This window comes from Streptomyces alkaliphilus (assembly GCF_014141535.1).
In the GTDB taxonomy this organism is placed as follows: domain Bacteria; phylum Actinomycetota; class Actinomycetes; order Streptomycetales; family Streptomycetaceae; genus Streptomyces; species Streptomyces alkaliphilus.
Window position 1 is genome coordinate 1 of the sequence record NZ_VKHT01001383.1, and the last position, 1010, is coordinate 1010.

Below are 1010 nucleotides of genomic sequence, written 5' to 3' on the forward strand. Positions count from 1 at the left end.
GTCCGGGACGACGCCGGTACCGGGGACGGTACGCGACCGGAGGGGGAGGGCACGGGAACCGACCCCGATCCGGGGGACTTCGACGGAAACACGTCGGCGGGCGGGGAGCCCGACCCCGCCCCGAGCGATCACGACGCGGGGCGCGACGAGGTCCCGACCCCTCCCCCGGGCACCGGGCCCGGGGAGGCGCCCCCGGGTTGGGTCGCCCAGCTCTTCTCCGAACCCGTCTCCTCCGGCACCGCGGTCCGGGACCGACAGCTCGCCGCCGTGCGGGAGGAGGTGCCGGAGGCCCGGGTGCTGCTCAGTGACGACCACGCCTCCCTGAACCCCGGCTACTGGGTGGTGTACGCCCCGGGGCCGTTCGTCGACGGTCACGCGGCCGTCGCGTTCTGCGCCGAGCGGGGACGGACCGCCTCCAACGACTGCGTGGGCCGCTTCATCGGTGGGGACCCCGCCGACCGGGATCTGGTCTGCCACCCACAGGGGGGCGGGAGCGGACGGTGCGTACGGGAGTGACCCACCGCTCCGGGCCCCGCCACGGCTCACTCCCCGGCGGCGTCGATGTCCGCGAGGAAGTCCAGGGCGATCGCCAGGGTCCGCTCGGCGGCCTCCGCGTCGTGGTCGGGCAGCTCGGGATCGGTGTACAGGTGGCCGGCCCCGGGGTATCGGAAGACCTCGAGGTCCACCCCCGCCCGGCGCATCCCCAGGTACCAGGCGGTCTGCCAGTCGTGCGGCTCGAAGGGGTCGGGGTCGGCGATGTGCAGTTGGGCGGGGAGGTCCGGCGCCGAGGCGTCCGCCGGCAGGTCGGCGGTGCCGTGCAGCAGGAGCAGGCCGCGTGCCCGCCCGTCCCCCAGGGCCACGGTCTGGGCGAGGGAGGCACCCAGGGACAGCCCCGCGTAGACCACACCCCGGTCCGAGTGGGGGGCCGCCGCCACGATCGCGCGCCGCAGCAGCTCCTCCCGGCCCACCGACTCCACCAGTTCAGCCGCCTTCTGCGGGTCGTCGGTGGT

The 1010-nt window shown here is 75.8% G+C and carries 1 protein-coding gene and 1 pseudogene; one reads left to right on the top strand and one right to left on the bottom strand.

The annotated features are described in order from the left end of the window. Positions 1 to 516, top strand: a pseudogene (locus tag FNQ90_RS27835) (serine/threonine protein kinase); the annotation flags it as partial. A 26-nt stretch (positions 517 to 542) separates the two neighbouring features. Here FNQ90_RS27835 and FNQ90_RS24620 read toward each other — a convergent pair. Beyond that, positions 543 to 1010, bottom strand: a 468-nt coding sequence (locus FNQ90_RS24620; RefSeq protein WP_182608354.1) for a dienelactone hydrolase family protein, incomplete at its 5' end; no start/stop codon positions are given.